The following is a 26,592-nucleotide window of genomic DNA, read 5'->3' on the forward strand; positions in this document are numbered from 1 at the left end:
CAAGGCGACGGCCGTGTCCGATTCACTGTCGGCGCAGGTCGTGGTGGGCAAAGGCGCACAGCACGCCGGCCGCTGAGCCGGCCGTCGGCCCGCTGGGCTCAGACGGGGCTGGAGCCCGTCAGCACCTCCCCGGACGATCTCGGTGCCGGGCTACCGTACGGTTGACCGGTTCCACCCGCGTTGCCGGTCCGACCGGCGGCTCACCACACTGGTGGACGTACAGCTGGGAGAAACCGATGCGACCGAACGCCAGGCGCACCACCTTGGCGGACATCGCCCAAGCGGCCGGGGTTTCCGTCGCGACCGTGTCCAAAGTGGTCAACGGCCGCGGTGACGTGGCACCGCAGACCCGCACGCGGGTACAGGAGCTGCTGCATCAGCACGACTACCTCGCGCCGGTGTTCCGTCACACCGAGGCCGTCGAACTCCCGACCATCGAGGTGCAGTTCCAGGGCGGCCTCAAGTCGTACGTGGCCGAGACCCTGGAAGGCATCGTCGACTCCGCCGCCGAACTGGGGGCCTCGGTGGTGATCAGCAAGGCGTCCCATGCCCCGCACTGGGCCCGCAATCTGGTCTCAGCCGGACGGCGCGCCGTCATCGCGGTCACCAGCGTGTACACCGCGACGCACCTGAACGAACTGGCCCGGGCCGGGCTGCCGTTGGTGGTACTGGACCCCCTGCACCTGCCGGACAGTCGGGTCAACAGCGTCGGGGCGACCAACTTCGCCGGCGGCCTGGCCGCGACCCGGCATCTGCTCTCACTGGGCCACCGCCGCATCGCCTATCTCGGCGGACCGGCCATGGCCGTGTGCAACCAGGCACGGGTGCACGGCTACCGCGCCGCCATGGAAGCGGAAGGAATACAGGTGCCCAACACCTACGTCCGGCCTGGAGAATTCACGTACGAGACGGGACTGCTCGGCGCCACGGCGCTGCTGGGCCTGGAAGAGCCACCGACTGCGATCTTCGCCGGCAACGACGAGATCGCCCTCGGTGTCGTCGAGACCGCTCGCGCCCGAGGCTTGCGCATCCCCGACGACCTGAGCGTGGTCGGCTTCGACGACACAAGCCTCGCCCAGATGGCCTCGCCACCGCTGACCACCGTGCGCCAGCCGCTACGGGAGATGGGCGGTGCCGCCCTCCGCACCGCGCTCCGACTGGTCAACGGCGAAAAGGTCGAGTCCCACCACATCGAACTCGCCACCGAACTCGTGGTTCGGGCCTCGACGGCGCCGCCCCGCTGACGGACTTCGGGGCGCGGGCAACGCAAGTGAGAGGCCGTCGGGCGGACTTGACGATGAGTGCGGAAGGCACGAGTCGGCACACCTCGATGGTTCACGATCTGTGCCATCGTCGCATCGAGCTTTCGAGCCCGGGTCTCTCCGCCGAGCAGTCCCAACGGCTGGGCCCGGAAGTCGTGGTGGACTTCGGCGGGCCGCTGCCGTCCGGGCTCGTGCGTGACGCGATGGACGATCACCAGCCGGTGAAGTGAAATCTCAGCATGTCTCCCCCGTGTGTGAACCGGGCTTTTCAGCTGTGGCTGAAGGGAGTTTCCGCGTTTGCGGATCAATGGCAGCGTGTGCGGCATCCGTCGCGTCTTCACCGCCGACCACAGGATGCGACGGCCGACCGGCCGCGCACCACGCATTTCAGGGGGAAACCGTAATGCCGATCCGTTCCGCCGTCAGAACCTCTCGCGCCGCAATGCGTTCCGCGGCCGTCGTCACAGCCGCACTCACCGCGGCCGCGCTCTGGGCCGCCGCCCCTCCCGCCTCCGCGGTGAAGGGCGGCGGTCCGGCCACGACCGACGCCCGCCCGTACGCCATGATGATCCAACTCGACGGCGGCCCGTTCTGCGGCGGCACGCTCGTCGCACCCACCAAGGTGCTCACCGCCGGCCACTGTGTGGAGAACGCCGGGGACATCTCCGCACTGCGGGTCATCGGTGGCCGCACCAAGGTGGACAGCAGCGGCGGCACCGTGCGCAAGGTGGCGTCCTACGAGCTGGACTCGCGCTACACCATGCCGGGTTACGCCTACGACGCCGCCGTCCTCACCCTGGACCGGCCGATGCCCTACCGCACGATCCCGGTGGCGGGCCCCAAGGACGCCAAGCTGGTCGCCGACGGCCGGAAGGCCACCGTGCTCGGCTGGGGACGTACCGGCCCCGGCGAGTCCGCGACCCGGCTCAAGCAGGCCACATTGCTCCTCTCCCCCGTCGCCGACTGCCAGCCCTACACGGACCCCGACACGGACCCCGCGGCCATGCTGTGCGGCATGCCGAGGCCGGGAACCACCGACAGCATCTGCCCGGGCGACTCCGGCGGACCGCTCGTCAGCGGTGGCAAGGTGGTCGGCATCGTGTCGTCCGGCAACAAGTACTGCGACGAGCAGTTCCCGGTGTCGGTCTTCGTACGCGCCGACTCGGTCGCCGCGGACCTGGGCCTCCACACGTCCTGACCTCGGCCGGGCGTCACGGTTCCGTTGTCCTTGACTCCAGGGACGCTCGTGTCGCCGCTCAGTAGACGCCCGGCTCGACCTTCGGGACGAGCCGGGTGAGCCGGTAGCTGCGGCCCACGCGCCGATCGGGTGCGCGCGTACGGGGTGCCCGCGCCCCCGGCCGGCCTCACACCGCGAACTCGCGTATCACCGTGTTGCGGAACACCGCGCTGCCGCCGATCGTGAACAGCGCGAGTCGGGTGTCCAGCAGGTACGGGAACACCTGGCTGGTGTGCACATAGCGGCCGTCGTCGACGAACATCTCCACCGACGTGCGGTCCACCAGGATGCGCAGCTTCACCGTGCGGGCGGACGGGTCGAACGGGGTGTGGCTCTCCTGCCACTTGCCGGACGTGTCGGCATTCACCGTGTTACGTCGGTTGAGGAAGGCGTAGTCGCCGTAGATCCCGGCGTCGATGTGCCGACCACCGTCGGGTGCGCGCCTCAACTGGAGTCCCGCGCCGGTGATTTGGGACCAGGTGATCTCGGTCGTCACCTCGTAGGAGATACCGGTGTAGTCGAGCACCTTCGTGCCGTTCACGGTCACGTCGCCCAGGTTCACGGTGCGGGAGACATACGAGTCGAGGCCGGCGACGGGCCGGGAGGCGAGGTAATAGGTGTTGTCGGACGCCTTCTTGAGGGTGATCTCGCGGACGACGGAGTCGGTGCCGTTGAAACCGTCGCAGTCGATCGTGGGGGTCGTGTTGGCGTAGTCCCAGTTGTTCACCCACCCGATCGCGTACCGGGCGGCCGCATCCACCGCGCCGCTCGCGTCCCGCTTCTCGAAGGTGACGGCGCCGTACCAGTCCCAGCCGTGGTCGAGCCACTGCGGGTCACTCGCGTCGGCGGTGAACGCGCTGCCGTCGAAGGAACCCGTCCAGTAGGCGTAAGTGTTGGGCAGCCCCGAGCCCTTCCCATTCGCGCTCACGCCGAGGACCCACTTCACGGTGCCGTCGCTCGCGGTGATGCGGAACAGGTCGGGGCACTCCAGGACGCCGATGCCGTCGTGGATGAAACCACCCACGTACGACCAGGACTTGAGGTCGTCGGAGTGGTAGAAACCGACCTTGTCGTTCTCGGCGAGGGCCATCACCCAGCGGCCCCGGTCCTCGTCGCGGATCACCTTGGGGTCGCGGAAGTCGGCGACACCGGGGTTGGGCAGGACGGGATCGGTCCCGTAGTTGGTGAAGGTGAGACCGCCGTCGGTCGAGTAGTACAGGAACTGCTCCTGCTGGTCGGTGCCGCCGCCGGGGGACATGGTGACGATGACGACCACCGCGCCCGCGCCGAACCCGGCCGTGTTGCCCGTGTCGACCACCGCCGAACCCGACCAGAGATCGCCGTTGGGCGTGGTGTCCTTGGGGACCGCGACCCCTCGGTCGGTGAAGGAGACCAGGTCCGTGGTGGTGGCCAGGCGCCACGCGGTGCCGACGACACCGGTGAAGTAGTCGGCGTTGTAGAGGTAGTAGTAGCGGTACTCGCCGTCGATCCAGACCGGCCGCTGCGGGTCGTTCTTCCACTGGTCGGGGACCGTGAAGTGGTACGCGGCGCGGTAACTCGCCCCGCTCGCAGCGGAGTTGCTACTGCCCTCGGCTGCGGCCGCCGCGGTGGGCAGCAGCGCGGCGGCCGTCCCCGCCGCCGATCCCGCGAACAGTGATCTCCTGGAAATCCCTGATGAAATCCCCGAGGTTCCGGGCATGACGCATCGTTCCTCTCGTGCGGCTCCTGCGAACGAGGACTGTAGACCTAACTCGTTAAAGGTCAAGAGGCCTAACCCGTTAAAGATCAGGCGTTCCCGACCCTTGACAGGCCTGCCGCCCGGTTCCCATCATCTGGGCATCACCCCTGAACTAACACGAGTTAGGCCCGTTGATGACTGACTCGCACATCCCCCGCCGCACACTGCTGCGGTACGGCGCGTACGGGGCCGGAGCAGCCGCCCTGGCCGGGACCGCCGCGAGCTGGGACCGGCTCACGGGAGCCGACATCCCCGGCCGTGACGACGGTTCCCTCGTCGTCGCCACCCTCGGCTCCGCCTTCGACCCGGCTACCGTCGACGCCCTCACCAAGGGCTTCCACCGCCTCCACCCCGACATCCCGCTGCGGGTGAACGCGGTGCAGGCCGTCGACTGGTCGGACTTCTTCGCGAAGATCCTCACCCAGATCGCCGCGGGCACCGCCCCCGACCTCGTGTATGTGGCCACCGAGGGCGTGCAGTTGTTCGCCCAGAAGCTCGGCGTGCCCCTGGACCGCTGGGTACGGCGGGACGCGGCGGAGCTGCGCGAGTACTTCGCCGACGTCCACCCCTCGCTGGTCGAGTCGATGATGTACGAGGGGAACCTCTACCAGCTCCCGCTGGAGTTCAACGCCGCCGACATCTACCTCAACAAGCAGGTGCTGAAGCGGGCGGGCGCGGGTTTCCCGGCGCCCGACTGGAGCCGCGACGACTTCACCGCGCTGCTGCGGGAGATGAAGCGCGCCGGCGACGCCCACTTCACGCCGTACTTCTGGACCAACCGGCTGTGGGGCGGCGTGGTCCCCTGGCTCTTCGCGAACGGCACGAACCTGCTGAAGGAGTCGAAGGCGCCCGGCGGTTCCTGGCTGTGGGACGCCTTCTACCCGGCGGCCGACCGGCAGGGTCGCGGCGGAGGCTTCCGCTGGACGACCCCGCAGGCCACCGCCGACCGGACGGAGGAGGCGTACGACTATCTCGCCTCCCTCGTCCAGGAGGACCTGTGCACCCGGCCCGAGGGCGGCAACGGCAGCAATCTGGTCGGCGTGTTCTCCACCGGCCGCGTCGGCGTCACACCGGCGGGCGGCTTCTGGGCGGGCGGCCTGCACCTGGCCGGCATGCCGGCCGCCGACTACGACGTGCAGTACTTCCCGCGCTGGCGTACCCAACGCCACCAGTTCGGCGCGGCGGGCTACGCGCTGCTGCGCACCTCGAAGAAGCAGGAAGCCGCCTGGGAGTTCATCAAGTACGCGGCCCGCAAGGACACCATGACCCGGCTGTTCCAGGGCAACCAGACCACCCCGGCCCGCCGTTCGATGCTGAACGCCGCACGCTACGCCGAGAGCGGCCCGGCCCACTGGCAGGTCTTCTACGACACCCTCGACCGGTTCCCCGACACGGGCCCGATCCCCGCGCCACCGCAGGTCGCCGAGGTGACCGACGTCCTGCTCAAGTACACCGGCACCGCGCTCGCCTCGCCGCGTGCGGTGGGTCCCGCGCTGCGCCGGATGCAGGGTGCCCTGGAGCAGGCCATGGAGCGTGAGATATGACGAACACTCAGGTCCCCAACTCCGAGGTGCCGGGCGTGCGTTCGCGACCCGTCACACCACCACCCGCCGTCACCGCCGTACGGCCGTCCGTCCGCGACCGCGGCACCCGGCTGCTGGCCGCGCTGTTCCTGGCGCCCACGGTCGTCGGCATCGTCGTCTTCACGGTCGTGCCGATCATCGGGTCCGTCGTGCTGAGCCTGTTCCACTGGAACGTGATCGACCCGCCCCGTTTCGCCGGCGGCGCCAACTACCGCACCACCTTCACGGATTCGACCGTCCTGGTCTCCTTCCGCAACACGCTCGTCTTCATGGTCCTCGCGGTCGCGCTGCAACTGCTGATCGCGCTGTCGCTGGCGCTCGCGCTGAACGCGCGGATGCCGGTGTGGCTGCGGTCGCTGTTCCGCTCGGCGTTCTTCTTCCCGTTGGTGCTGTCCGCCGCTTCGATCTCGGTGGTGATGAAGTACCTGTTCAACCAGGACTTCGGGGTGGTGAACTGGCTGATCGGCCTGGTCGGTATCGCGCCCGTGCCCTGGCTGACCTCTGAGCACGCGGCGATGGCCACGGTGATCCTGGTCTACGTCTGGCAGCAGTTCGGCTTCTCGTTCCTGCTGTTCGTCGGCGGTCTGAACAACATCCCCAAGGAGATCCACGAGGCCGCCGCCCTCGACGGCGCGACCGGCCTGCGCAAGCACCTCGGCATCACGCTGCCACTGCTGTCGCCGACGCTGCTCGTCGCGTCGGTGGTCGGCATCATCAACGCCCTCCAGGTCTTCGAACAGCCCTACGTCCTCACCGACGGCGGCCCCGGCGACGCCACACGCACCGTGGTGATGGTGATCTACGAACGGGCCTTCGAGCAGCTCGACTTCGGCGAGGCATCCGCGGTGGGCGTACTGCTCTTCGTGCTGATCATGGCGGTCACCGCCCTCCAGTTCCGGCTCAGCCGGCGTTTCGTCCACTACCAGTGAGCCGGTGAGCCGCATGAGCGCTGTGAGCCAAACAACCCCGACCCTCAAAGCAACCCCGCCCCTGAGCCGCGCACGTCACTCACTCGCCCCCTGGGCCCGGATCGCCACGCTGACCGTGTGTGCCCTGCTGACGCTGGGCCCGGTCATCTGGACCGTCTCCACCTCACTGCGCACGCCGGCCCAGTCCTTCGACCTGCCCCCGCAGATCATCCCGACGCACCCGACAACCGCGGCCTACCGTGGGGTCTTCGATCAGATCGACGTGTGGCTGCTCGCCCTGAACTCCACTCTCGTAACGGCACTGATCGCCGTAGGTCAGATGATCACGGCGGGCCTGGCCGGATACGCCTTCGCACGCATGGAGTTCCGTTTCAAGAAGCCGCTCTTCGGCCTGGTCCTGGCGACCATGATGGTGCCGTTGCAGGTCACCATCGTGCCGGTGTTCCTGGTGCTGAAGTCGATGGGCCTCACCGACACACTCCTCGGCCTGATCATCCCGGCCTTCCCGACGGCCTTCGGCACATTCCTGATGCGCCAGTACTTCCTCGGTATGCCGAAGGACCTCGGCGAGGCGGCCATGCTGGACGGCGCGGGGCCCTGGCGGATCTTCCGCTCGGTGTACGCGCCGCTGGCCGCGCCCGGCCTGGCGATCGTCGGCGTACTGGCCTTCAACTACCACTGGAACGAGTTCTTCCGCCCGCTGATCCTGGAGACCTCCGGCCAGAACTACACGCTTCCGCTGGGCCTGGTCTCCCTCCAGGGCAACCTCGGCACCGGTTCGATCTCCGTCGTCCTCGCCGGTGTCGTCCTCTCCATGCTCCCCGCCCTCGCCGTGTTCGTCGTCGGCCAGCGCCCTCTGCGTGAGGGCATCACCTCGGCAGGAGTCAACCGTTGAACCATGACCCCAACGCCCCGCGTTTCAGGGTCCGTCCGCCCGCCGGCTGGATCAACGACCCCAATGGGCCGTTCCGTTGGCGGGACCGCTACCACCTCTTCTACCAGCGCAACCCCGACGCACCGGTGCACGCGAACGTCCACTGGGGTCACGCCTCCAGCACCGACCTCGCACACTGGGAGCACCACCCGATCGCGCTCACCCCGACGCCCGGCGGCCCCGACGAGGCCGGCTGCTGGTCGGGCTGCGTGACTGACGACGCGGGCACACCGACGGCCGTATACACGGGAGTTGACCGCACCCACGCCGGACTCGGCACCATCTGCCTCGCGCGGGCCGCGGACCCGGACGATGAGCGGTTGACGGACTGGAAGCCGCTGCCGACGCCGGTGGTGGCAGGCCCGCCGCCGGGACTGGACGTGGTGATGTTCCGCGACCCGTTCGTCTTCCGTCACGCGGACCGGCGCTGGGCCCTCGTCGGGGCCGGACACGCCGACGGCACACCGTCGGTCCTGCTCTACGACTGCGACGACCTGACGGACTGGCGGTTCGCCGGTGTGCTCCTGGACGGCAACGACCCGGTGGCGGCGGGGGTGTTCGGCGACAAGTCGGTGGGCTGGGAGTGCCCGCACCTGTACCGGACAGCAGGCGGCGAGTACGTACTTCTGGTGTCCTTGTGGGACGGAGATCCCCGCTCCACCGGATATCTGACGGGCCGTCTGGAGGCCGATGGCAAGGGTGCGTTGAGGTTTGCAGCGCGCGCCGGTGGCCGGCTCGACCAAGGGCGGGACTTCTACGCTCCCGCCGTGCTCCAGGAGCCGGACCGTGCACTGCTGTGGGGCTGGTCCTGGGAGGCTCGGCCGGAAGAGGAGGTGCGCCGGGCCGGATGGGCGGGCGTACTCACCGCGCCACGGGTCGTCGACGTCCACACCGACGGTTCACTGCGGGTGAGTCCGGCCCCGGAACTCGAACTGCTGCGTCCGGCCGAGCCGTTCGTCACTGCGCCGCCGGGCCGGGTCCCGCTTCCCTACACGTACGACCTGACGGTCACCGCGTGTGGACCAACCACGGTGAGCCTCCTCCGGGACGCGGCGGGGCGGGAGTTGACGATCCGGGCGGACCCCGCCGCCGGGACAGTCGTCCTCGACCGCAGCGCTTGGCCCCGCACCGGCAGGGAAGGCTCCGCTCCGATCACCGTGCACGTGCCGAAGGGGCCGGAACTCGCGCTGCGCCTGCTCGTCGACGGCTCGCTCCTCGAACTCTTCGTCGCGGACCGGGCCATGGTCACCGAGCGCGTCTACCGGCGCCCCGACGACATCGCCGAGCTGGTCGTCGATGGGGCGGGGGCGCGGGTCATGGGGTGGGCGCCGGAATCAGGGAGGCACTGTTGACCATGGGGCATACAGGCGCGGGACGGGCGTCCAGGTCTCCGGGCGGGCGGCCGGACCCGCGGAGGCGCGGCTGACCCGAGTGCAGGCCACACGCGGACCCGGCGCTCGGGGCACCGGATGGGCGCCGCACCCGCGTGGGCACGACTGACCATGCACGGGCCAGGTGCCCGGGTGGGCGCCGTACCCAGTGAGGCGTGGCTGATCACGGAGCAGGGCATGTACGGGCCAGGCGCCCAGGTCACCGGATGGGCACCGGACCCACGGAAGCCCGACTGATCACAGGGCACGCCAGCCGCCGGACGGTCGCCGGCGGCGTACGGCCGGCTTCGATGGCGTCCAGGAGCAGCCGGGCCGCCGCCTCGCCCATCGCCCGGTGCGGCAGCGCGACCGAGGTGAGCGGCGGGGTGAGGAACGCGGCCATGTGCTCCTGGTCGTCGTAGCCGACCACGGACAGATCGGTGGGCACGTCGATCCCGAGCCGGGTCGCGGCGTGCAGGACGCCCGCCGCGACCCGGTCGTTGTAGCACAGGACGCCAGTGGGGCGACGGCCCGGCTCGACCCCGTCGAACAGGCGCAGCGCCCCCGCGTAGCCCGCGGAGATCTCCCCGCCGCCACGCACGATCCACTCCTTGGGCACGGTGACGCCCTCGGCGCGCAGCGCGTCCCGGAAGCCGCGGGTACGTTCCACCGAGGCGATGTCGTCCAGACCGCCGATCACGGCGAGCCGGCGGTGGCCCGCAGCGAGCAGCAGCCGGGCCGCGGTACGGCCACCGGCGCGCTCGGCGGGGACCACGGCGGGCAGGGAGTCGTCCTCGGGGAGGCAGTTGGCCAGCACGGAGTGGGTGCGGTGCAGGCCCTCGGGGACGCGGACCCGGCGCAGTGACATGGCCGCGTAGATGATGCCGTCCACGCGCCGGTCGAGCAGTTCCGCGACGGCCGCGTCCTCCTTGGCCGGGTCGCCGCCGGAGTCGACGGTGAGGACGAGATGGTCGCTGTCCCAGGCGGTCTCCATGGCGCCGCGCAGCAGTCGGCCGGCGAACGGCGAGGACGCGATCTCGTCGGTGACCAGGCCGATCACGGCCGTACGGCGACGGCGCAGACCGCGGGCCACCGGGTCGGGGCGGTAGTCCAGTTGGGCCGCGGCCTGCCGGATGCGTTCCTGGGTGGCGGGCGAGAGGTTGCCTTCGGCTCGGCCGTTGAACACGAAGGACACCGCGGTGTGCGACACGCCGGCGAGCCGGGCGACGTCCCGTGACGTCGGGCGCCCGGTGCCCGTGCTCCTGCTCTCCTCGGCACCGCCCACGCCGTCCGCCGCCCTCACCCAGCCCGTCCCTGTCGATCACCGTCCACCCTATCCGCGGGGAGCACCACGGCACATGGGCGATCCTCAGGGCGCTGTGGCGCGACCGGGCAGTTCTTCTCGCCGATGCGTGTGCTGGAGGTATCACCCGCCCACTCACCCTCACCCTCACCCTCACCCTCACCCGGTTGACCATCTCAGTCAATTCTGATTAAGTCATCATCAAGAGGAGGCTCCCCCAGGACCCGCAGTGCCGCACGGCCAACCCGTCCCCGGATGCGGCCTCATCGGACATCGGAGCCCTCCTCCCCCAGCGGCGGCGGGCACTCTGCCCGGCGATGTCGTTCGCCCTTCCTGTATCGGAACGACGACGCCGGCGACCCGTGGGCCGGTCGGTCACTCACTCCCGAGGTTGATCCCATGTCCCACCACCTCGACACCCCACTCGCGGCACAAAGCGGTCAGTTGTTCATCGACGACCTGTACGTGTTTCCCGGCGTGAACAGCACCGTGTTCGTCGTGGACGTCAACTCCGACATCACCGGCAAGTACGCCACGCCCGGTTTCCATCCGGAGGCCCGCTACGAATTCAAGGTGCACTTCGGCGGAGCGGACCACGAGGAGCTGACCTACCGGTTCTCCTTCTCGGAGCCCGACGCCAACGGCGAGCAGACCTACCAACTGCGCGAACTCACCGGCACCGACGCGCAGGGAGACCTCGCCGACGCCCCGGTGCTCGCCGAAGGACGTACCGACAACATCGTCGAGGCCGGCGGAGTACGGACGTACGCCGGGCGGGTCTCGGACTCCTTCTACATCGACCTGTCGCTGCTGGCCCGGGTCAACTCGGCCGTCGCCGACGGCACCGCCCCGCAACTGGCCGACTGGGATCCGAAGGCGGCCTCGAACAGCTTCACCGGGAGCACCGTCGAGACGATCGTCCTCGAAGTCCCCCACACCCACCCCGCGTTGCACCCGGGCGCCCGTATCGGAGTGTGGGCCGCGACCAAACTGGCCACCGACGCCGGAGGGTGGCGGCAGGTGAACCGCGCCGGGAACCCGATGATGTGGCCGATCTTCTGGCCCACGGACGTGGAATTCACCAACCCGGCCAACACCCGCCATCCCAGCACGGACGTCGATGCGGCCGGCCCGCAGATCGCCGAACAGGTCGCCGCGGTGGTGCGCGCCGCCGGCACCTCGGCGGACCCCGCGGGCCACGGTCAACTGGTGGCCCAGCAGCTCTTCCCCGATGTCCTTCCCTATGTCGTGGGCACCCCGGCCGGCTACGGCCTCGCGGTGCGCAACGGCCGCACCCTGGCCGACAACGCTCCCGAGACGATGCTCTCCCTGGTCCTCAACTCGGCCGTGCCCAGCGGTCTCGGCCCCTCGACCAGCCAGTCACTGCGTCGGCCGGACTTCCCCTACCTCGTACCCGCCTGAGCCACCCACCAACGGGGCCGGCGGCCGCCGGCCCCGACGCACGCCTCCGAGGAGCAGAACATGCCCCATGTCACCGTCGGACGCGAGAACACGGCGCCCATCGAGTTGTATTACGAGGACCACGGCCAGGGCCGTCCGATCGTCCTGATCCACGGCTTCCCGCTCAGCGGCCGGGCCTGGGAACGCCAGGAGCGTGCCCTGCTCGCCGCCGGGCGCCGGGTCATCACCTACGACCGGCGCGGCTTCGGACGATCCAGCAGGCCGAGCACCGGCTACGACTACGACACCTTCGCCGCCGACCTCGACCAGCTACTGACCGCCCTCGGGCTGGACGAGGTCGATCTGGCAGGCCACTCGATGGGCAGCGGCGAGATCGTCCGCTACCTGGGCACCTACGGCTCGGCCCGCATCCGCAGGGCCGCGATCATCTCGGGAATCCCGCCTTACCTGCTCCGGACGCCGCAGACGCCCGACGGAGTACCGCAGGAGACCTTCGACGAGATCGCCGCCGCGCTGACGGCCGACCGGTTCGCCTACTTCACCCAGTGGAACAAGGACTTCTTCAACCTCGACGAGACGCTCGGGACCAGGATCAGCGCCGAGGTGGTGCAGGACGCCTGGAACACCGCGGTCTCGGCCTCCCCGGTCGGCACGATCGCATGCGTCTCCACATGGCACACCGACTTCCGCGACGACCTGCCGAAGATCGACATCCCGGTCCTGATCCTCCACGGAACCGCCGACCGGATCCTGCCGATCGCCGCATGCGGCCCCCGCGCCCACGAGCTGATCAAGGACAGCCGCTACGTCCCGATCGAGGGCGCCGGACACGGCCTGTGCTGGACCCACGCGGACGAAGTCAACGAGCCTTTGCTGGACTTCTTGACCTAGACCCGCGCCACCTCCCTAGGCGGCGCAAGGCCGACGCAGGTGCTGAGGCACCGAACCCCCGAGTCTCAGCATCCTGCTGCCCCCGTCGACTGCTGGTGGCGCGGCGGACAAATTGGGGAAGGCCTTGCCGTCAGCCGGCGGGGAAGTAGTGGCCGTTGTCCAAATCGGTGAGCAGGCCGGGTTGAGTGGGTTCCCAGCCGAGGGTGCGGCGGGTGACGAGGTTGGACGCCGGGTAGTTCTGCGTGACTATGTTCGCGAGGAATCCGAAGTATCCCGGCACCATCAGTACGTCCGCGGGAACGCTCACGGCGGGCAGGCTCAGACGGCTGCCGATGGCCTCGGCAATTTCGCGGAGCGGGATCGCCCCGTCCCCGTCTCCGACCGCGTGCCAGTATCTGCCGGCCGGCCCCTTCTCCAGCGCCAAGCGGAACACGGAAGCGACATCGCGGACGTGCACGGCGTTCCACTGGTTCGTGCCGTCTCCGGGGTAGCCGACGAAGCCCTTCTCCTTCGCGAGCGCGATCAGCGTGGGGAGGAAGCCGGCACGGTCGGTCGTGCTGTGCGCGATGTTGGCGATCCGCACGACCGAAGACCGAACTCCCCGCTCGGCGAGGCCGACTACGGCGGTTTCCACGACGTTGCGAACCCGCAGGGTGCCCTTGTACTCGTCGCCGCCGGGAAGGGCCGGGTCCTCCTCGGTGACCGGCCGACCCAGATTCCCGGGCGAGCCTATGCTCCCCGCCGCGACCAACGGCTTTCCGGTTCCCGCCAGTGCTTCGCCGTACGTGAGCATGATCGGAAGCTCCGCGGCGGCCACGGCGTCGATCCCGCCGGAGGGAAGCAGATCCTGCCGGTGCGCGACGTGGATGACGCCGTCGGAGTCCGCAGCCGCCTCCTTGAGCCCGTCGAGATCTTCGAGGTCGCCGCGACGTACCTTCGCGCCGAGCGCGGACACCGCCGCCGCGGCCGTGTCCGACCGGGCCAGGCCGGTGACCTCATGTCCGGCGGCGATGAGCTCCGGGATGATGTACGAACCGGAATGGCCGGTGCCGCCAGTGACGAAAACGCGCACGCTGCTGCTCCTTGTGAATGATGATGATGTGGCGCGAGAAGTGGTGGTGCGGTGTGCGCTCAGCTGAGAATGCTCACGCCGAGGAAGAAATTGGTGTGCTTGAGGGAGTGGGTGACGAGGCCCAACTGCAACAGGGCGACGTTCTCCAGCGTCCGCGCCATTGCCAGTTGCCCGGTGTCCATCGGGCGCAGTCCCAGGCTCTCGATGAACGCTGACACGCGTGCTTTTGCCTTCGCGTCGTCGCCCGCGATGAACACGTCCAATGCGCGACCCTCGGTCGGGCCGGCCGCCAGAACATGGGAGAACAGGGTGTTGAACGCCTTGACGACATGCGCGCCGACGGGGGCGGCCTTGGCGATCTCCTGCGCGCCGGAACTGCCGTCGGGGGTGACAAAGCCCTGGAAATCCGGGGAGACGGGGTTGGTGATGTCGATGATGACCTTGCCGTGCAGTGCGTCCCCGTACTCGCTCACCAGCGCCGCCGCGCTGGCATAAGGCACCGCGAGGACAACAATGTCCCCGGTCGGGGCGGCGCCGGCCGTCCCGACAGTGGCGCCGTCGAGCGCGGCGGCCATTTCCTTGGCCTTCGCCCGGTCGCGGCCGATGATCTCGACGGCGTTGCCGCCGGCGAGCGCCCGCTCGGCGATGGCGCCGGCCATGTTCCCCAGGCCGATAATGCTGATTCTGCTCATTGGTGAGCCTGCTTCCTGAAGCGGGATGTCGAATTCTTATGCCTAATTCAATTCGGCCCCATTGGGTACCTATTCAGGTTGCCATTGGCCTGAGCGGGGTGTCCAAGACCTCTTTTGATCGCGGTGATACCGTGAAGGCATCACCGGACCGGGAGGCGCCATGGATCTGGACCTGCGCAAACTGCGCTACTTCGTGGCCGTGGCCGACCGGTTGCACTTCGGCCGCGCCGCCGATGAGCTGCATATCGCGCAGCCGGTGCTCAGTCGGCAGATCCGCGCACTGGAGCAGGATCTCGGTGCCTCGCTGTTCACGAGGGATCGCCACGGCGTAGCGCTGACCGACGCGGGCCGACAACTGCTGGCCGACGCCGGTCCACTGCTCGCTTCCGCGCACGCGGCCCGCCGCCGGGTGACCGTGGCCGCCCGCGGCAGCCGGCGGCTGATGGTCGGTTTCCGGGCCGGCATCCCGGTCATCCCGGCGGCGCGGGCGTTCGAGGCCCGGCACCCGGACGTGGTCGTGGACGTGCAGCGGATCGAAGGGGACGACCAGGCCCCGATGCTGCTCGACGGCCGTATCGACGTCGGTTATGTGCGGCTGCCCATCGACGAGGCCGGCCTGCGCGTCACCCCGCTGTACACCGAGCCGCGGGTTGCGGTGCTGCCCGCAGGCCACCGGTTGGCCGGCAAGGAGGAGGTCACAGAGGCCGACCTGGCCGGCGAACCGCTGGTCTGGCATGCCGACCCGAGCACGCAGCCCACCAGGCACCCGCACCCCAACGCCGGGTACGTGGTGCGCGGGGTGGACGAGACGCTCGAGCATGTCGCGGCCGGCCGGGGCATCTCGTTCCTGGCCCGTTCGACGACCGTGTTCTACTCACATCCGGACGTCATCTACGTACCCATCCCCGATCTGGCGCCCGACCAGGTGTGCCTCGCGGTGGCGGAATCGCACACCTCGCCGTTGGTCGACGACTTCGTCACCGCGGCTCAGGCGGCGGCCGAGATCACGGCAGAATGCGGGAATTATGAAATGTGGCAGCTTGGCGGCGATGCCGTTTCAAAGCATGGTTGAGCGGTCGGACTGACAACAATGGGAATCGTCGCGCGGCCGCTTCCAGGATGACGAAAATCATGAGCCACCCGTCACACTGACGTCGACGATGCGCGCGGCTGGTATTCAGCCGTTGGCGACGTCGTATGCCAGGTCTGCGCCCAGTTCGCGGGATGCCTGGGCCTGGGTGAGGAGTTCCCTGGCCTTGGCTTCGACGCCTTCGATGGCATCGGCGCCGGCGACGAAGCGCAGCAGCGGCTTGTCCTGGTCGGCGATGGTCAGCAGGGCGCGGGCGAGCTTGGCGGGGTCGCCGGTCTGCCGGCCGTTCATGCTTTTCCAGGCCGCGATGGTGGCCGTGGTGCGCTCGGCGTAGTCGTCGATGGTCGGCTCGGGCCAGGTGGTGGAGGCGTCCACGAGGAGTTCGGTGCGGAAGAAGCCCGGTTCCACGACCGTCGTGTGGATGCCGTAGGGCTCGACGTCGTAGCGCAGCGACTCCATCCATCCCTCCACGCCGAACTTGGAGGCGGCGTACGCGACGCAGAACTCCTGACCGATCAGACCGGCGGAGGAGGAGAGCGTGATCACGTGCCCGGCACGCTGCTCGCGCATGACGGGCAGCACAGCGCGGGTGACGTTCATGGGTCCGAAGAGGTTGGTCTCGATCTGCCGGCGCATCTGCGCGGGTGTGATCTCTTCGAAGTATCCGGCGAAGAAATTACCGGCGTTGTTGATGAGGACGTCGATGCGGCCGAAGCGGTCGACGGCGGCCTGCGCGGCGGCTTCGGCGTCTTCCAGACTGGTGACGTCCAGTTTGGTGACCAGCAGATTGTCCTGGGGTCCGCCCAGAGCCTGCTCGATCTGATCGGGGCGGCGGCCGGTGGCAACGACCTGGTGGCCCGCGGCGAGGGCCTCGCGGACGATGTCCGTGCCCAGACCGCGTCCGGCACCGGTGACGAGAATGGCCTTGCTCATGAGGGGTTCCTTTCAGATGCCGTGATCAGGCATCCGGTGTTGTGCGGTGATGTTGTGCGGCGTCCCGGCGGGTGGCCGGGCCGGGGCGCGGGGGACGATTCAGGCTTGGTCGGTGGGCATGATCCACAGCTCGCCGATGGAGGCGTGGCGGGGCCTGGTGACCATGTAGGTGACGCCGTCGGCGATGTCGTCGGGAGCGAGGACCGCGGTCTGCTCGTAGAAGGCGCCGATCGCTTCGCGCACCTCGGGCTTGTGGTCGTTGTGCGAGCCCAACTCGGTGTCCACACCGCCCGGTTCGAGGACGCCGACGCGGACGTGCCGCCGGGTGACCTCCTGGCGCAGGGACTCGGTGAAGCCGTTCACGCCGAACTTGGTGAGGTTGTAGACGCCGTACCCGCTCCATGCGATCCGGCCGGCGATCGAGCTGATGTTGACGATGTCGGCGACCTGGCGCGGGCCCTCGTCGGCTGACTCGAGCAGGTGCGGGAGAGCGGCGCGGGTGGTGTAGAGCAGGCCCTGGACGTTGACGGCGATCATCCGCTCCCACTCCTCGACGTCCGCACCGACGACCGGGCCCAGGAGCATCAGACCGGCGTTGTTGACCAGGGTGTCCAGTCGTCCGAAGTGCTCGACGGACCGCTGTACGGCGGCTTCGGCCTGAGCACGGTCGGTGATGTCGGCCCCCACCGCCAGCGCGGTGCCGCCCGCCTTCTCGATCTCGGCAGCCAGGTCATCCAGCCGGTCCTTGCGGCGGGCCACGAGCGCTACGGAGGCGCCGTGTTCGGCCAGCCGACGGGCGGTGGCGGCGCCGATACCGCTGCTCGCGCCGGTGACGAGCGCGACGGTACCGCTCAGATCCGATGGGGTCGGGGAGCTCATGGGGTGTCCTGTTCTCTGGTCGGGGCGTTTGCTGCGGTGGGCCCGTAATCCAGGCAACCACCCGCTCCCCCCGCCCAGGCCGCCACAACGGGTACCCCTCCACCGGGGGTCCGGCAGTACCCCTTTGCGGACGGCCCACGGGTCGGGGCGGCCGTACGGTGGATTCATGGACCGCAGCACCGAGATCCGCGAGTTCCTGCGCACCCGTCGGGCCCGGGTCACCCCCGAGCAGGCCGGCCTCGCCCCGCACCGGGGCGTCCGCCGGGTCCCGGGGCTGCGCCGCGAGGAGGTCGCCCAGCTCGCCGGGGTGAGCGTCGACTACTACATCCGCCTGGAGCGCGGCCGCACACAGAGCGTCTCCGACGCCGTACTGGAGGCTGTCGCCCGCGCCCTCCAACTGGACGACACCGAACGCGCCCACCTCTTCGATCTGGCCCAGCCCACCACAACCCGGTCCCGCCGCGGACGGCCGCTCAGCCCGCAGCGGGTGCGTCCGGTCCTGTACCGGGCGCTGGACTCACTCGGCACTCCCGCGATCGTCCTGGGACGACGGATGGACGTTCTGGCGGCCAATCGGCTCGGCTACGCCCTCTTCACCGACTTCCAGGCCAGGCCCCACCGCGAGCGCAACTTCGCCCGCTACGTCTTCCTCGACGAAGCCGCCCACGCCCTGTACGCCGACTACTGGGACACGGCCGCCGGTGACTGCGTGGCCACCCTGCACCTGTACGCCGGACGCCATCCCGACGACCCCCAACTCACGGAGCTGATCGGGGAGTTGTCCGTGCACAGCGATGTCTTCCGCCGTATGTGGGCCGACCACGATGTCCTCGCCCACACCACCGGCACCAAACGCCTCCACCATCCGCTGGTCGGCGACCTCACCCTCGACTACGTCGTCCTGGCCGTCGAGGGGGACCCCGACCAGAACCTCACCATCCTCACCCCCGAACCCGCCTCACCCTCCGCGGACGCCCTCGACATCCTGGCCAGCTGGACGCACACGTCCGGCGGCCAGGTGGGCGAGGGGATCACGCGGAATGGCTGAGCTTGAGGTTGGCAGACAGCGGGATCAGGCGGGGCGGATGTTCTGCGCGTGCTGGTCCTTCTGACCCGAACCGTACTTCCGAACCACGGCTGCTCCGGCGGCCGTTCGGATCACTTCGGTGGAGGTGCTGCCGTCGGGGTGCTCACCGCAGAGGGGCATGCAGGCTCCGAGCGGACTCGTCGGCCTCTGTGCAAGAACGGGGTCTCGACGAGTGCGTACGACAGCAGAGCCATGACGAAGGTCAGCACCACCGTGGCCGACAGCCGACCGTCCACCACTCCGAGGGAGCCCAGCATCCGGATGATCGGGTAGTGCCACAGGTAGATGCCGTAGCTGAGGTTGCGGCCCACCCAGGCCAGGGGCGCCAGGGACAGAACTCGTGACAGCCAGGCATCCGGGCGCAGTTCGAGCCCCATGACGAGCGTGGCGGACACCATGGCGACGGCCAGGAAACCGACGGTGTACCAGACCGGCGTCCAGGCGCTCTCGCCACCGGTGACCGGCACCTTCCATGCGGTCAGGAACAGCAGGCCGAGCGCGGGCCAGGCCAGTCGGCCGGCCCAGCTGCGCACCATGGCCAGCCGGGGATCGTCGGCGCGCAGCCGGGCCAGGACCACTGCGGCCAAAGCGCCGGCGAGCAGTTGGTCGGCGCGGGTGTCCGTGCCGTTGTAGATGCGGTGCGCCGCGTCGGGGTTCCACAGGTGGAATCGCCACAGCACCGGCAGTGCGCACAGCGCCGCGGTGCACAGCAATACCGTACGGGCCTGGAATCGCCTGAGCAGGAACAGCAACGCCAGCGGCCACAGCAGGTAGAACTGCTCCTCCACGCTGAGCGACCATGTGTGCCCCAGCGGTCCGGTCAGGTCGGAGTACGGGCCGGGCTGCACGGCCCGCACGATGTTCACCACGAACGCCGCCGCGAGGCCGGCGGCCGGCCAGGCGCCGTCGAACGCCCGCAGTGACGTGGTCAGCGACAGCACCACGCACACCGCACAGACCACCAGGAGGGCGGGGACGAGCCGCAGCCAGCGCCGCCGGTAGAAGCTCCACAGGCCGATGCCGCCCGTGCGCGCGTACTCGGCGAGCAGAAGCCGGGTGATGACGAAACCGCTGATGGTGAAGAAGACATCCACCGCGACCGAGCCGCCCGGCAACAGGTCCGGCCTCACGTGGTAGACGAGAACCATCGCCACCGCGACAGTCCTCAGACCGTCCAGACCATTCACACGGCCGCGGTGCGCGGCCGCCGACGGGAAACCCCGGCCGGACGTCGCGCGTCTCGACGATCCCTCCGGCGCGGGTGAAGGATCTGAGGCATCCGGGTCCGCCACCCCCGCTTCCCGGTCGCCGGCCGTCGCCGGCACACTCCCTGACCTGCCCATGAAACGCATCGCCTCCCACCTGCCGACTGCACCGCTGGAAAGACTTCGTCTACCCAGCAACCTGCAGGTCACGCGGGTCGGCTTCCTCACGCACAGTCAGGTGGGCGGCCGACGACGGACTCCTTCCGGGCGGGGAGGATCGCGGCGAACTGGTCTCTCAAGGGCCGGCAGGCTCACCACGGGAGGCTTCCGGACCGGTCGACGAACTGTCCCGTCGGCCCGTCCGGGCCGATCGTCGCGAGGGTCGCGACGGACTCCGCGCCGTCGGCGACGGCCGGGGCGAGGGAATACGGAACCGGCCCTATCCCTCACCGACCTCCTGGTCGGCGGCTTCGTTGGCGTGGTCGATCTCGGTCATGTGCTCCTCCGCCCAGGTCCGCAGCCCCGCGAGCGCGACTTCCAGGGACAGCCCGAGTCCGGTGAGTCGGTAGAAGACCCGCGGCGGCACGGTCGGTTCGACCCGGCGCGACACCAACCCGTCGCGGGTCAGGCTTCGCAGCGTCACGGACAGCATCTTCTGCGAGACGCCGGGCATCCGGCGTTTCAGCTCCGCGAAGCGCACCTCGTCCGGTGCGGCATCGGCGAGCGTCTTGACGGCCATGGACGTCCACTTCGTACCGATGCGGTCCAGCAACTGACGCGTCGGGCACTGGGGATCGAACAGATCGCCGCGCACCCCGCGACCGGCGGTCCGGGCTTCTTGGGCGGTCACCTGTGGCTCACCACCTTCCCTGAAAGTGCCGTCTAGGCGGTGGTCGGACGGTTACCTATCGTTTGATGGTCACCAATAGTAACCAACCCCGGGAGGGACCGTCATGCCCGCCACCACCTCACTCCAACTCCGCCGCATCTCGACGAACGGCGTCCAACTCAACGTCGCCATCGCCGGAGACGGACCTGCGGTTCTCCTGCTGCACGGCTTCCCCCACACCTGGCAACTCTGGAGCGGCATCATGGGCCGACTGGCCGGGCAGTACCGGGTCATCGCCCCGGACCTGCGGGGCTTCGGTGCCAGCACACGAACCGTCGAGGGGTACGACGCAGGCACCCTCGCCGCCGACGCCGAAGGGCTGCTCGGCGCACTCGGCGAGCCGTCGGCAGCAGTGGTGGGCATCGACGCGGGTGTAGCCCCCGCCGTCCTCCTCGCGCTGCGCCGCCCCGACCTCGTCCGGCGCCTGGTCGTGATGGAGGCACTTCTCGGCCGCCTGCCCGGAGCAGAACACGTCGTCGCGGGCGGCGCTCCGTGGTGGTTCGGCTTCCACGGCGTCCCCGGCCTCGCCGAGACCGTCCTGGCCGGCAACGAGGCCCCGTACATCGACTGGTTCCTCGAATCGGGGACGCTCGGGCGAGGAGTACCCGACGACATCCGTGCGGCCTTCGTCCACGCCTACACCGGGAGCGAGGCCCTGCGCTGCGCGTTCTCCTATTACCGGGCCCTGCCCACCAGCGCGCAGCAGATACAGGACGCCGTCGCGACGGCTCGGCTGACGATGCCCACGATGGCCGTCGGCTCTCACCCAGTCGGCACGGGGCTCGAACACCAACTCCGTCCCATCGCCGACGACTTGGTCGGACACCACCTTCAGGACTGCGGCCACATCATCCCCCTCGACCGCCCCGACGCATTGTTCGCGCTCCTTGCTCCCTTCCTCTCCGCCGATCTCGTTCCCCAGCGTGCCTCCCCGCGCAACCTCTTGGCGTCCGCGAGGCAGTGCAGCGGCACCTAGCGCAGGGCGATCTGTGCGGCGGCCTCCTCCAGGTCGGTGACGGTCCCCGACATGATCGTCCGTACGTGCCTGGTGATGTGCTGGACGGGCCAGTCCCACCACGCCACGGCGAGGAGCCGGGCGATGTCCGCGGTGTCGTAGCGGGTGCGGATGAGCCGGGCGGGGTTGCCGCCGACGATGCCGTAGTCAGGGACGTCGGTGGTGACCATGGCACCGGCGGCGATGATCGCGCCGTGACCGATGCGCACACCGGGCATGACCGTGGCGCCGTGGCCGAACCACACGTCGTTGCCGACGACCGTGTCGCCCCGCCCGGGCAGGCCGGTGATCAGGTCGAAGTGCTCGGCCCAGGAGCCGCCCATGGTGGGGAACGGGAAGGTGGAAGGACCGTCCATGCGGTGGTTGGCGCCGTTCATGATGAACCGGGTGCCCGTCCCCAGCGCGCAGTACTTGCCGATGACCAGCCGCTCGGGACCGTAGTGGTACAGGACGTTGCGTGTCTCGAACGCGGTCGGGTCGTCCGGGTCGTCGTAGTAGGAGAAGTCACCGACCTCGATCAGCGGCGACCGCACCAACGGCTTGAGCAGAACCACGCGCGGGTGCCCGGGCATCGGGTGGAGCACGGTGGGGTCGGCGGGAACGGGCGGCATCGCGGTTCCTCTCCAGTGGACCTAGAGCGACAACTGTCGCGTTAAGATGCTGGCACAGCCCTGCCACCCTCATCAACCGGATACCGACTGCCGATGACAGACCCCCTCGATACGACATCGGACCGCCGTCCGGGCGGCCGCACCGCCCGCATCCGCGCCCAGGTTCTCGACGCGGTGCGCGCCGAACTCGCCGAAGGCGGTCATCAAGGACTCACGATGGAGGGGGTCGCGACGCGGGCCGGAGTGCACCGCGCCACGGTCTACCGGCGTTGGCACGATGTCGGCGGCCTGCTCGTCGACGTCATCGACGCCGCCGGCGAGACGGACTGGCAGCCGCCGGACACCGGCTCGCTGCGCGGCGATCTGACGGCCCTCAACCAGGAGATCCAGGAGTCTCTGGTCGTACAGCCGTCGTTCGCCCTCGCCCTGATGGCCGCCTCCTTCCACTTCGAACAGGCCGCGCTGGCCCAGACGCGGCTGTGGACGGACCGCTACGACCAGTGCGAGATCCTTGTCGAGCACGCCATCGAACGCGGTGAACTCCCCGCGCAGCACACAGACGCACGGAGCCTGCTCATCGCCGCCACGGCGCCGCTCTACCACCAGCTGGTACTCCTGCGCACCGATCCGGACCCGCAACTCCCGCAACGAGCCGCGGAGATGGCAGTCCTGGCGGCCGCCGCGGGCGCCTTCTCCGCCAGCCGAGTAGAGCGGCCAGAGAGCGAGTAACGAGGAGACAGGGAGCGAACGCCAGGACTGGTGGGTGCAGCCTCATCACTACCGGCAAGACGAACTGGGCCGAGCGCGCTGCCGGTTGACGCATCGCACGGTCCCGACAACGACTCGGTCCTGACATCTGTCAGGTCCGTGTCGTGCCGAACCCGGCCTAGTCTCAGGGTTGTTCAACACGGGGGGCTCCGGCAGCAGGCGGTCGGCTGCTGCCGAGCACCACCCCGTCCCGTACGCCGCCTGCGCGAGCCGAAAGCGTTCGATGCTCGGACGCCCCTGCGGCCCCGCATCTCCCCGCGCCCCACGCCGAGTTCGGCCTCACCCCGCCCGCGCGGCCAAAGCCCGCTCCGGCCCCGCGCGGGTCGAGCCGACCGCATGGCGGTGACCGCCATGACCGTACGCGCGGCCGGCCTCCCGTGGTCGTCCCTCTCCCCTCCCAACCATCTCGTCACACGTGGCGCACGACACGTCCATGACAGGGTTGTGTCGGTGAAGGAGAAGGGAAGTCATAGGGGCGCCCATGATTGCCGCGAAAGGACGACCAGTGACGTCCACTGCGCCTCCCCCCATACCCCGAGCCGCAGGATCGTTTCCGTTCATCGGTCACGCCCTGAAGATGCGCGACAACCTCGGCTTCATCGACTCGCTGCGCGAGACACGGGAACCCCTCGTCGAGATCATCCTGCAACCCGGCACGCGCACCATCGTGGTCCAGGACCCGGCCCTGATCCACCAGATGCTCAAGGCCCTGGGGCCCTCTCTCGACAAGGGCCGGCTCTACGACAAGCTGGGCCAGCTGCTGGGCGACAGCGTCGTGACGGCCGTCGGCCGCAACCACGTACGCAAGCGCCGCCAGCTGCAACCGGCGTTCGCCCACACCGAGATCAGCCGCTACGTCGACCTCATGCGCGCCGAGGTGACAGCAACCGTCGCTGGCTGGGAACCCGGGCGAACCCTCGACGTACGCGAGGCGATGGTCGGGCTCAGCCTCGACATGCTGGCCAAGACGGTGTTCGCGGGCAGTCTCGACGACGGCGTCTTCCGCCGGCTGCGCAGCGACCTGTCGGTGGTGTTGAACGACGTCGGTGTGCGCATCATGGTGCCCGACTGGGCCGAGCGCCTGCCGCTGCCCTTCAACCGCCGCTTCGACCGGGCCCGGGACGGCGTACGCGCCACCATCAGCGCCGCCGTCGACGAACTGCAGGCCTCCGGGCACGACACCGGGGACATGCTCTCCATGCTGCTGCGCGCCGTCGACGAGGAGACCGGCCAGCCGCTGACCGGGCATCAGATCTGCTCCGAGATCCTCACCCTGGCCGTGGCGGGCACCGAGACCACCGCGTCGGTGCTGTCCTGGACCCTGTACGAACTCGCCCGCCACCCCGAGATCGAGGCCCGGATCCTGGCCGAGCTGGACGAGGTCGTCGGCGACCGGCCGGTCACCTTCGACGACGTGACCCGGCTGCCCTACCTGAACCGGGTGATCACCGAGACCCTGCGGCTGCACCACCCCGGCTGGCTGGTCACCCGCCGCACCACCGAGGAGACCCGGCTCGGCGGGTGGACGCTGCCCGCCGGCACCGAACTGGCCTACTGCCAGCACGCCCTGCACCGCGACCCCGAGCGCTTCCCCGACCCGGAGACCTACGACCCGGACCGGTGGACCGACCCTGCGCAGCAGCAGCCTCCGCCGGGCGCGTTCCTGCCCTTCGGGGACGGCAAGCACAAGTGCATGGGGGACCGTCTCGCCCTCACCGAGATGGTCACGGCGCTCTCGACGATGCTGCGTTCGGTACGGCTGGAACTCGCCGAGGGCCAGGTCATCCGCCAGGTCGCCCGACTCACGGTAAGGCCGCGCACCCTGCAGATGACCGTCCGCGCCCGCAACCGTCCCCGAGCCGAGGTCGGCCTCTAGCTCCATGCCGTCGCGCTTGCTTGTGGACGTACGCCGAACTGCAGTGGTCCTGGGGGTGGTTCGGGTGGCTACCGCACGTGGGGTCATGGCCTGACCGCGAACACCATCCCGATGTCGCCGGCCCGCTGAACCGAGTCCTGCTCGGCGGTGACGGTGAAGCCATGGGCGCGGAGGACCTCGCAGACCGTGTCGCGATTCTGCTGCCAGCCCTCCACCTCGACGACGGCCTGGCGGACCAGCGGCCAGTGACGTTCCTCGATGCCCTTGAGTACTTCGAGTTCGGCGCCTTCCACATCGACCTTGAGCAGGTCTATGCGGTCGATGCCCTGCTCGTCGAGCACCGACGACAGAGGCCTGACCCTCACCCGGTGCGTCTCGAGCTGTCGCAGCACCCGCAGCTTGCGGCCGATGAGAGCGGTGAGGACGCGGGCGGGTACGCGGCGCAGGACCGGTCCTGCGCCGCCCTGCCGGATCATCTCCACCACGCTGGCGGTGACCCGGCGCCGTTCATCGTCGATGTTCCCCTCGTCCCGCGAGGAGGACGAGAAGATCGTGGCGGCCGGGACGTAGCTGAAGTCGAGCTCCTCGTCACGGGACGCCAGGCCGTAAGGAAGCGCGGTCAGACGTCCGTTGAAGAACTCGCGAGCATTGCGTTCGAGTGTCGCGTGCAGCGGCGGCATCGGCTCGAAGGCGTAGATCCGCACGTCCCCGTCCAGCCGCTCGTAGACGGCGGCCGAGAACACGCCGATGTTGGCGCCCACGTCGAGGACCGTCGCGCCCGGCGTGCACTCGATGCCGTGGGTGAAGTAGCCGTCCACCTCCTCGCGGAGGAAGGACGCCTCCCAGCGATTGATGCTGTGCAGCTCGATCGCGCTCATGACCATGACAAGATGATGTATCAGGGTTGGAGCCAACAAACCAGCCCGCATCCTTCGTTTCGGCCGCGTCCCGGATGACGTCGAAGTCAGCAACGGCTGCCCGCTCCCTGCCGCATCCGTCCCCCAGCACTTCTGCCGCCGCTCTCCTCGGACCATCCGTACAGGTACTATGCAGGTCGACATATATGGCGCGTGGAGAGGATGCGGGATGGGAAAGCGCACGGACGCCAAGCAGAAGATGGTGCAGGCCGCCAAGCAGCTGATCCGTCAGCGCGGCTACAGCGCCACCGCCTTCTCCGACGTCCTCGAACTCAGCGGCACCTCCCGCGGCTCGGTGTACTTCCACTTCCCCGGCGGCAAGGCGCAACTGGCGATCGAAGCCGCCGAAGCCCACGCGTTCGAGCAGGTCGAGATCATCGACCGGGCCGCGGGCCGGGCCACGTCCGCAAGCCAGCTGGTAGAGATCTACCTCGACCTGGGCCGCGACGCGATGGCGGCAAGCGACTACGCGCGCGGCTGCGGCGTCGCACCTCTCATCACCGAGGGCGCCGCGCAGGACTCGGCCGAGATCGCCGAAACCGGCCGGCGCGCCTTCTCGGAGATGACCGACAGGCTGGCCTTCCATTTCGTCGCCTTCGGCGTGGAGCGCGCCTCGGCGAGAGTGCTCGCCGACGCCGTGATCGCGGGCGTCCAGGGAGCGATGATCACCTCCCGCGCCCTGCGCAGCCCCACCCCCTACGACTCCGTGCGAACCGTATTGGTCAGCCACGCCGCGAGTGTGTCGCCGAAGAGCACGCAGCGCAGTCGCGCCTGAAGGCCGCCCGCAATCGCATTGGCGCGGCGCGACGCGCTCCCGAGCACCCCCGAGACCGCGGGCCGACCTTCGCGACTTGCCGCAGCGCACTATGTATGCTGACCTACATACTAT

At 69.4% G+C, this 26,592-nt stretch carries 25 protein-coding genes; 15 read left to right on the forward strand and 10 right to left on the reverse strand.

Translation table 11 applies throughout. The features are described 5' to 3' along the window. Positions 1-236: 236 nt before the first annotated feature. The 3 genes from ACWD5F_RS05610 to ACWD5F_RS05620 all read left to right on the forward strand — a co-directional run bounded on the left by ACWD5F_RS05610 (position 237) and on the right by ACWD5F_RS05620 (position 2,460). The gene (locus ACWD5F_RS05610; protein ID WP_451251376.1) at positions 237-1,244 is read left to right on the forward strand and encodes a LacI family DNA-binding transcriptional regulator; all 1,008 of its coding nucleotides are present in this window, start codon (positions 237-239) and stop codon (positions 1,242-1,244) included. A gap of 53 nt (positions 1,245-1,297) precedes the next feature. Beyond that, positions 1,298-1,492, forward strand: a complete 195-nt coding sequence (locus tag ACWD5F_RS05615) for a hypothetical protein (RefSeq protein ID WP_451251378.1) — start codon at positions 1,298-1,300, stop codon at positions 1,490-1,492. 212 nt (positions 1,493-1,704) lie between these two features. Then, the gene (locus ACWD5F_RS05620; protein ID WP_451251380.1) at positions 1,705-2,460 is read left to right on the forward strand and encodes a S1 family peptidase; all 756 of its coding nucleotides are present in this window, start codon (positions 1,705-1,707) and stop codon (positions 2,458-2,460) included. Positions 2,461-2,626: 166 nt separating this feature from the next. Here the strand turns inward: ACWD5F_RS05620 and ACWD5F_RS05625 are convergent, their stop codons facing one another. After that, the gene (locus ACWD5F_RS05625; RefSeq protein ID WP_451251382.1) at positions 2,627-4,198 is read right to left on the reverse strand and encodes a glycoside hydrolase family 32 protein; all 1,572 of its coding nucleotides are present in this window, start codon (positions 4,196-4,198) and stop codon (positions 2,627-2,629) included. A 173-nt stretch (positions 4,199-4,371) separates the two neighbouring features. On the opposite strand from ACWD5F_RS05625, the gene ACWD5F_RS05630 reads away from it, so the two are divergent. From ACWD5F_RS05630 to ACWD5F_RS05645, 4 genes are read left to right on the forward strand one after another with little or no spacing between them, the layout of a single operon-like run. Beyond that, complete coding sequence (locus ACWD5F_RS05630) at positions 4,372-5,781, forward strand: extracellular solute-binding protein (protein WP_451251383.1); 1,410 nt, start codon at positions 4,372-4,374, stop codon at positions 5,779-5,781. Then, entirely contained in the window at positions 5,778-6,749 is a 972-nt protein-coding gene (locus tag ACWD5F_RS05635) for a carbohydrate ABC transporter permease (protein WP_451251385.1), read from the forward strand. The genes ACWD5F_RS05630 and ACWD5F_RS05635 overlap by 4 nt, the downstream gene beginning before the upstream one ends. Before the next feature lie 13 nt (positions 6,750-6,762). After that, on the forward strand, positions 6,763-7,644 hold the full coding sequence (locus ACWD5F_RS05640; RefSeq protein ID WP_451251387.1) for a carbohydrate ABC transporter permease: 882 nt from the start codon (positions 6,763-6,765) through the stop codon (positions 7,642-7,644). Further along, on the forward strand, positions 7,641-9,035 hold the full coding sequence (locus ACWD5F_RS05645; RefSeq protein ID WP_451251389.1) for a glycoside hydrolase family 32 protein: 1,395 nt from the start codon (positions 7,641-7,643) through the stop codon (positions 9,033-9,035). The genes ACWD5F_RS05640 and ACWD5F_RS05645 overlap by 4 nt, the downstream gene beginning before the upstream one ends. Positions 9,036-9,273: 238 nt before the next feature. On the opposite strand, the gene ACWD5F_RS05650 is transcribed toward ACWD5F_RS05645, so the two are convergent. Continuing rightward, positions 9,274-10,338 (reverse strand): LacI family DNA-binding transcriptional regulator, encoded by a 1,065-nt coding sequence (locus ACWD5F_RS05650; RefSeq protein ID WP_451252270.1) that lies wholly within the window; start codon positions 10,336-10,338, stop codon positions 9,274-9,276. Positions 10,339-10,755: 417 nt separating this feature from the next. Between ACWD5F_RS05650 and ACWD5F_RS05655 the strand changes: the two genes are divergently transcribed. Further along, entirely contained in the window at positions 10,756-11,778 is a 1,023-nt protein-coding gene (locus tag ACWD5F_RS05655; protein WP_451251391.1) for a DUF4331 family protein, read from the forward strand. Positions 11,779-11,838: 60 nt separating this feature from the next. Next, the gene (locus ACWD5F_RS05660) at positions 11,839-12,669 is read left to right on the forward strand and encodes an alpha/beta fold hydrolase (protein ID WP_451251393.1); all 831 of its coding nucleotides are present in this window, start codon (positions 11,839-11,841) and stop codon (positions 12,667-12,669) included. A 130-nt stretch (positions 12,670-12,799) separates the two neighbouring features. Here ACWD5F_RS05660 and ACWD5F_RS05665 read toward each other — a convergent pair whose 3' ends face one another. Both ACWD5F_RS05665 and ACWD5F_RS05670 read right to left on the reverse strand, forming a co-directional pair. After that, the gene (locus ACWD5F_RS05665; RefSeq protein WP_451251395.1) at positions 12,800-13,741 is read right to left on the reverse strand and encodes an SDR family oxidoreductase; all 942 of its coding nucleotides are present in this window, start codon (positions 13,739-13,741) and stop codon (positions 12,800-12,802) included. Positions 13,742-13,800: 59 nt separating this feature from the next. Beyond that, entirely contained in the window at positions 13,801-14,433 is a 633-nt protein-coding gene (locus tag ACWD5F_RS05670) for an NADPH-dependent F420 reductase (protein WP_451251397.1), read from the reverse strand. Between the two features lie 160 nt (positions 14,434-14,593). Between ACWD5F_RS05670 and ACWD5F_RS05675 the strand changes: the two genes are divergently transcribed. Beyond that, positions 14,594-15,505 (forward strand): LysR family transcriptional regulator, encoded by a 912-nt coding sequence (locus ACWD5F_RS05675; protein WP_451251398.1) that lies wholly within the window; start codon positions 14,594-14,596, stop codon positions 15,503-15,505. 105 nt (positions 15,506-15,610) lie between these two features. Here ACWD5F_RS05675 and ACWD5F_RS05680 read toward each other — a convergent pair whose 3' ends face one another. Together ACWD5F_RS05680 and ACWD5F_RS05685 are read right to left on the reverse strand one after the other, a co-directional pair. Next, the gene (locus tag ACWD5F_RS05680; protein WP_451251400.1) at positions 15,611-16,456 is read right to left on the reverse strand and encodes an SDR family oxidoreductase; all 846 of its coding nucleotides are present in this window, start codon (positions 16,454-16,456) and stop codon (positions 15,611-15,613) included. A gap of 99 nt (positions 16,457-16,555) precedes the next feature. Next, complete coding sequence (locus ACWD5F_RS05685) at positions 16,556-17,335, reverse strand: SDR family NAD(P)-dependent oxidoreductase (RefSeq protein WP_451251402.1); 780 nt, start codon at positions 17,333-17,335, stop codon at positions 16,556-16,558. A gap of 166 nt (positions 17,336-17,501) precedes the next feature. Here ACWD5F_RS05685 and ACWD5F_RS05690 point away from each other — a divergent pair, with 166 nt between their 5' ends. After that, positions 17,502-18,383: a helix-turn-helix transcriptional regulator gene (locus ACWD5F_RS05690; RefSeq protein ID WP_451251404.1), complete on the forward strand. Its 882-nt coding sequence runs from the start codon at positions 17,502-17,504 to the stop codon at positions 18,381-18,383. A 110-nt stretch (positions 18,384-18,493) separates the two neighbouring features. Here the strand turns inward: ACWD5F_RS05690 and ACWD5F_RS05695 are convergent, their stop codons facing one another. Both ACWD5F_RS05695 and ACWD5F_RS05700 read right to left on the reverse strand, forming a co-directional pair. Then, positions 18,494-19,774, reverse strand: coding sequence for an acyltransferase family protein (locus tag ACWD5F_RS05695; protein ID WP_451251406.1), 1,281 nt, complete (start codon positions 19,772-19,774; stop codon positions 18,494-18,496). Between the two features lie 292 nt (positions 19,775-20,066). Then, positions 20,067-20,477, reverse strand: a complete 411-nt coding sequence (locus ACWD5F_RS05700) for a winged helix-turn-helix transcriptional regulator (RefSeq protein WP_451251407.1) — start codon at positions 20,475-20,477, stop codon at positions 20,067-20,069. Between the two features lie 103 nt (positions 20,478-20,580). On the opposite strand from ACWD5F_RS05700, the gene ACWD5F_RS05705 reads away from it, so the two are divergent. Then, the gene (locus ACWD5F_RS05705; protein WP_451251409.1) at positions 20,581-21,492 is read left to right on the forward strand and encodes an alpha/beta fold hydrolase; all 912 of its coding nucleotides are present in this window, start codon (positions 20,581-20,583) and stop codon (positions 21,490-21,492) included. On the opposite strand, the gene ACWD5F_RS05710 is transcribed toward ACWD5F_RS05705, so the two are convergent. Further along, positions 21,489-22,142 carry a CatB-related O-acetyltransferase gene (locus ACWD5F_RS05710; protein WP_451251411.1) on the reverse strand — a complete coding sequence of 218 codons (654 nt, stop codon included), beginning with the start codon at positions 22,140-22,142 and terminating at the stop codon, positions 21,489-21,491. The genes ACWD5F_RS05705 and ACWD5F_RS05710 overlap by 4 nt on opposite strands. Before the next feature lie 93 nt (positions 22,143-22,235). Here ACWD5F_RS05710 and ACWD5F_RS05715 point away from each other — a divergent pair, with 93 nt between their 5' ends. Further along, positions 22,236-22,871 (forward strand): TetR/AcrR family transcriptional regulator, encoded by a 636-nt coding sequence (locus ACWD5F_RS05715; protein WP_451251412.1) that lies wholly within the window; start codon positions 22,236-22,238, stop codon positions 22,869-22,871. Between the two features lie 520 nt (positions 22,872-23,391). Beyond that, a complete protein-coding gene (locus ACWD5F_RS05720; protein ID WP_401714686.1) occupies positions 23,392-24,786 on the forward strand; it encodes a cytochrome P450 in 1,395 nt (464 codons plus the stop codon). A gap of 83 nt (positions 24,787-24,869) precedes the next feature. Here the strand turns inward: ACWD5F_RS05720 and ACWD5F_RS05725 are convergent, their stop codons facing one another. Further along, the gene (locus ACWD5F_RS05725; RefSeq protein ID WP_451251414.1) at positions 24,870-25,664 is read right to left on the reverse strand and encodes an FkbM family methyltransferase; all 795 of its coding nucleotides are present in this window, start codon (positions 25,662-25,664) and stop codon (positions 24,870-24,872) included. A gap of 208 nt (positions 25,665-25,872) precedes the next feature. On the opposite strand from ACWD5F_RS05725, the gene ACWD5F_RS05730 reads away from it, so the two are divergent. Then, the gene (locus tag ACWD5F_RS05730; RefSeq protein WP_451251416.1) at positions 25,873-26,478 is read left to right on the forward strand and encodes a TetR/AcrR family transcriptional regulator; all 606 of its coding nucleotides are present in this window, start codon (positions 25,873-25,875) and stop codon (positions 26,476-26,478) included. Positions 26,479-26,592: the final 114 nt, after the last annotated feature.

Source organism: Streptomyces sp. NPDC002499 (assembly GCF_053595415.1).